The organism is Collinsella aerofaciens, from assembly GCF_018785245.1.
Lineage (GTDB): Bacteria > Actinomycetota > Coriobacteriia > Coriobacteriales > Coriobacteriaceae > Collinsella > Collinsella aerofaciens_AD.
Genome location: NZ_WQPL01000056.1, coordinates 1 through 4,696, shown reverse-complemented (window position 1 = coordinate 4,696; position 4,696 = coordinate 1). Strand labels below are relative to the sequence as shown.

Below are 4,696 nucleotides of genomic sequence, written 5' to 3'. Positions count from 1 at the left end.
CGTTCTGGGCGCGCCTCAATCGTAGCCCGAGACGGTCCCGGGCTGACAATTTCGACTGTAATGGACGTTCTTAAACGACTGGTCAAAGGGGACACTCTTGATGCACTTGGCACTTGGGGACGTTCCTTATGTGCCGGCAGTTTGGGACACTCCTTGCGTTAAGAGGCTGGCGTGCGTCAACCTGTTCTCATTGCAGCAAAAAAATCGCCCCGTTCTCGGTTGAGGACGGGGCGATTCGTCTTTTGGGCTTATGCAGCCAGGCTTATGCAAAGCGGGCGACGAGCTCCTGCAGGACGTCGGTCATCTTGACGAGCGAACTGATCGGGACGAACTCGTTGACGCCGTGGTAGCAATAGCCGCCGGTGGAAAGGTTGGGGCAGGGCAGACCGCGGAACGACAGCTGAGCGCCGTCGGTGCCGCCACGAATTGGCAGCACCTGGGGCTCAACGCCGCAGGCAAGGTAGGCTTCCTTGGCAACATCAATAAGCTCGGGATAGTCACGAACGATCTCGGCCATATTTCGATACTGCTGCTTAATCTCGACCGTCACGCGCTCCTCACCCAGACGCTGGTTGAGCATCGAGGCGGCGGCATCAAGAAGGTCGAGTTTCTGCTGGAACTTGGCGGCGTCATGGTCGCGGACGATATAGCGCGCTGTGGCGTGATCGACGGTCGCAGATACACCCTCAAGGTGATAAAAGCCCTCGTAGCCTTCCGTATACTCCGGGCGCTGCACGTAGGGGAGCAATGCGTTGAAGTCGCAGAACAGATTGCCTGCGTTGATCATACGGCCCTTGGCGTCGCCCGGGTGGATGGACTGGCCCTCAAAGCGGACGGTCGCCTCGGCGGCGTTAAAGCACTCCCACTCCAGCTCGCCGATGGGGCCGCCGTCGACCGTGTAGGCGTACTTGCAGCCAAAGGTATCGATATCCAACAGCTCGGCTCCGTGGCCAATCTCCTCGTCAGGGCAGAAGCAAATGCCGAGTGCGGGATGGGGCAGAGAAGGGTCCTGAGCGAAACGCGCGACAAGCGACATGATCTCGGCAACGCCTGCCTTGTCGTCCGCGCCCAGCAGCGTGGTGCCATCGCTGCAGACCAGGTCCTCACCCGCGAGGTCATTCAGGGCGGGGAGCTTGGCGGTACTCATGGCAACGGGCTTACCGTCAACCGTGCCGCAGACCAGGTCGCCGCCTTCGTAGTGTACGATGTGCGGCTTCACGCCGGCGCCCGGTGCAACTTCGGTGGTGTCGAGATGGGCGATCAGGCCCAGGGCGGGCTTGTCCTCAGCGCCCGCACTTGCGGGGATATGCGCGCAGACATAGGCGTGCTCGGTCACGTGGGCATCTTCCGCACCAAGCTCGCGCAGCTCTTCAGCCAGCACGTTGGCAAGGTCAAACTGAACGGCGCTCGAGGGTACCTGGTCGCAGTTTGCATCCTCGGACTGTGTGTTGATCTGGACGTAGCGCAAAAAGCGCTCGAGGACATCGGGGCTCGTGGTGGTGTTTTCCATAAAGACCGCTCCAATCTTGGTCGTCGTGTGCAACAAGAACTCTAGCACGGTATGCCACGGCATACCACGACGCTTGGATGGGGTAGAATCAGCCATTGAATGCAGAAGGGACGGAAGATCATGGATACGACAATTAGCTCGCGCGAACTACATCTGACGGTGGCGAACGAAGACTACTTGGAGTGCATGGTTCGCATTGAAAGCGAAGAGGGGGAAACCAACGGCGTGCGATCGGTCGACATCGCGCAGCGCCTTGGCGTCTCCAAGGCATCGGTCAATAAAGCGGTTTCGGCGCTCAAGGCATCCGAGCTTGTCGAGCAATCGCACTACGGCAAGGTAATCCTGACCGATCGCGGCCGCGAGGTTGGCACGGCTATCTGGTACCGTCATCGCCTCATCCGTACGTTTTTGGTTCAGGAGCTCGGTGTCGAATTTGAGCGAGCCGATTCCGAGGCCTGCATGATGGAGCATGCGCTATCCGAGGACACGATGAGCCGCTGGCTCGCCTATCTCGAAAAGCAGGGAATCAGCGTCGAGGAATAGCGGGATATATATGGATACGAGTTATTACAACCGCTTTGGTGCCGAGGAGCTTGCGCGCCGCTTGTCGAGCGAGACCTTGTTGGCGCAGGGCCCCATGGGCAGTGTTTTGTTGAGTGAGTACGATGCCGCCGACATTCCACCGGCGTTTTGGAATCTGGCAGAGCCGCAGACCGTTTCTCGTATCCATCGCTTGTATGTCGCCGCCGGCGCGCAGGTGCTCATTACCAATACCTTTCAGGCATCGAGCTATGCCCTCAAGCACGACCAGATTGCGCCGTCCGTGGCGGAGGTCAATCGCGGGGCCGTCGACGATGCCCGCCAGGCGCACCCTCAGCTACTGCTGGGCTCGATGGGCCCGATCGGTATTGAGTGGTTTGCCGAGGACTCTGTCGAGTATCGTGAAATCCGCGGCATTGCGCGCGAACAGGCGCACGCCTTGCTCAATGCTGGTGTTGACGGTCTGCTGATCGAGACGGTGACGTCTATCCGTAATCTGCAGCCCATGCTTGCCGGCGCCCGAGATGCCGCCGACGGCATGCCTGTTCTAGTGAGTTTTGTCGTTGACGATAAAGGCGACCTGCTGGGCGATGGCCTCAACATCGAGGCAGCCGTTTTGTACGCCGAAAAACACGGCGCAAACTCGGTTGGTGTTAATTGCTGTTCGCTTGCGGCCGCGAATGCGGCGGTGCCCAGGATGGTTGCATCGGCGACTACTCCCGTTACGGTGCGTCCCAACGTAGGCGATCCGGTCCAGACTCAGGATGGCCCCGTATGGCACGAGAATCCCGAAGCTTTCGCGCGCGCATGCATCGAATGGAGACATGCCGGCGCCGCAATGGTGGGCAGTTGCTGTGGAACCACGGCAATCACTACGGCAGCGATGGCCGAGGCGCTCGATATATAAAGGGCAAAACCGCTCCATACGGGGCGGTTTTTTTATTGCTTGCATGTCCTCGGCAGCATTTGCCCAAATGGTGAATGCTGGTGCCGGCAGGTTGCCGAGTGCGTGTTGCGGGTATACCTCACGCGTACCATGATCCAAACACTGTGAGGTGTCTGCGCGTGTGCGCGATAATTCATTTTGGAACTGACGGTTGGCGCGCTCGCGTCGATGAGGACTTCACTGCCGATAACGTTGCCCGTATCGCCGATGCCGTCGGCGAGTTGTGGCAAAAGACCAATCCGGGCAAAACGGTATATATAGGGTTCGACACCCGGCCCCTGGCGAGCGAGTTCGCTGAGCTTGCGGCGGGCGTGCTAGCAGCGCACGGGCTGGACGCCGTGCTCGCTTCGCGACCTGTTCCGACCCCTGCCCTTACGTGGGCGGCGGCTTATGACGGTGGGGCGTGCGGCGCGCTCATGGTGACGGGGTCCCATCATCCGCAGGGTTATCTGTGCCTCAAGATTCGCATGGGTGACGGCTCGACCGCCAACCAGGATGTCATCGAAGAGCTCGAAGAGACCATGGCTCCCGAGCCAATGGGGATCGAGGGGCAATATCGCACCGCGGATATCATTCCTGACTATATGCAGGCGGTGGCATCGTTTGTCGATGCCGAAGCCATCCGCGACGCGCACCTGCGCGTGGTTGTCGATCCCATGGGCGGCGCAGCCCAGGGCTATCTAGCCGACTTGCTGCGCGAGCTTGGCGTTGAGGTGCACGAGATTCACGCCGGGCAGGCGTCTGACCAAGAAGATATCTGCCCCGACCCCGTTGAGCCTTGGGTGGACGCTTGCGAGCGCACGGTTATCGAGGACGGAGCTTGCGCTGGCCTGGTGACCGACGGCGACGCCGATCGTATCGGCGCGGTTGACGAGCGCGCCAGATATATACATCCGCATCAGATCATGGCGCTCGTTTTGGGCGACTTGGTTCAATTTCGTAATTTGGAGGGGCGCGTCGTCGTCAATCTTTCGTGCTCGACGCTCGTGCGTCGCATTGCCGAGGCGCTTGGCTGCCGCGTGACCGTCAAGCCAGTCGGTTTCAAATATATAGCGGCAGAGATGAAGAAGGGCGGCGTCCTCATGGGCGGCGAAGAAGCCGGTGGTATCGGCATCGCCGCGCATATGCCCGAGCGCGATGGAATCCTCGCCTGTCTGATTCTGTGTGAGCTTATGGCAAAGACGGACGCGCCTTTGGGCGTTCTGGTCGACCAACTCGAGGACAGTTTTGGTAAGACGAGTTACGGTCGACGCGATTTGCGCCTTGAGGCCGAAGATGCCGAAACGTTACGAACCCTGCTGCCGGGCGTAAACCCGAAGTCGATTTGTGGCAAGGTGCCGCAAAACGTTAGTCATATGGATGGCTTGCGTTTGGCATTCGAGGATGACACGTGGCTGCTGGTCCGTCCTAGCGGGACCGAACCAGTGGTGCGCGTCTACGCCGAGGGGTTCTCGGTGGAAGAACGTGATGAGTTGCTCGATGCTGGCTGTGCTTTAGCTAGGGGGACGTATCCGCTTTAACCATGAGACTGCCTTATATAAAGAGATGCTCGGCGAGCGGTAGGTAACGGCTGGCAAACGTTAGTCGGATTCCAAGATGTGTAGGAAATGTGTACGCCCAGATTCCCGCCCACGGGGCCCCTCCGGTCTGGCAATATATCTCCTTGCCGCGCGGCCCGGTGCAACCGGATCAGCCGCGGG

General features: G+C 59.8%; 4 protein-coding genes. 3 read left to right on the top strand and 1 reads right to left on the bottom strand.

Features of this window, described 5'->3' with window-relative positions; translation table 11 throughout:
• Positions 1 to 262: 262 nt before the first annotated feature.
• Positions 263 to 1,510 (bottom strand): peptidase T, encoded by a 1,248-nt coding sequence (gene pepT / locus GPK39_RS08840; RefSeq protein ID WP_215675096.1) that lies wholly within the window; start codon positions 1,508 to 1,510, stop codon positions 263 to 265.
• Positions 1,511 to 1,630: 120 nt separating this feature from the next.
• Between pepT and GPK39_RS08835 the strand changes: the two genes are divergently transcribed.
• The 3 genes from GPK39_RS08835 (at position 1,631) to GPK39_RS08825 (ending at position 4,516) form a co-directional block, all read left to right on the top strand.
• Positions 1,631 to 2,053, top strand: a complete 423-nt coding sequence (locus GPK39_RS08835) for a metal-dependent transcriptional regulator (RefSeq protein ID WP_215675094.1) — start codon at positions 1,631 to 1,633, stop codon at positions 2,051 to 2,053.
• Positions 2,054 to 2,063: 10 nt separating this feature from the next.
• Positions 2,064 to 2,957 (top strand): homocysteine S-methyltransferase family protein, encoded by an 894-nt coding sequence (locus GPK39_RS08830; RefSeq protein WP_195362153.1) that lies wholly within the window; start codon positions 2,064 to 2,066, stop codon positions 2,955 to 2,957.
• 158 nt (positions 2,958 to 3,115) lie between these two features.
• Positions 3,116 to 4,516 (top strand): phosphoglucomutase/phosphomannomutase family protein, encoded by a 1,401-nt coding sequence (locus GPK39_RS08825; protein WP_338404410.1) that lies wholly within the window; start codon positions 3,116 to 3,118, stop codon positions 4,514 to 4,516.
• The last annotated feature ends 180 nt before the right edge of the window (positions 4,517 to 4,696 follow it).

Bases quoted from the DNA above. Each gene is read 5' to 3' on its own strand.
- pepT (WP_215675096.1), bottom strand. From the start codon at position 1,510: ATGGAAAACACCACCACGAGCCCCGATGTCCTCGAGCGCTTTTTGCGC.
- GPK39_RS08835 (WP_215675094.1), top strand. From the start codon at position 1,631: ATGGATACGACAATTAGCTCGCGCGAACTACATCTGACGGTGGCGAAC.
- GPK39_RS08830 (WP_195362153.1), top strand. From the start codon at position 2,064: ATGGATACGAGTTATTACAACCGCTTTGGTGCCGAGGAGCTTGCGCGC.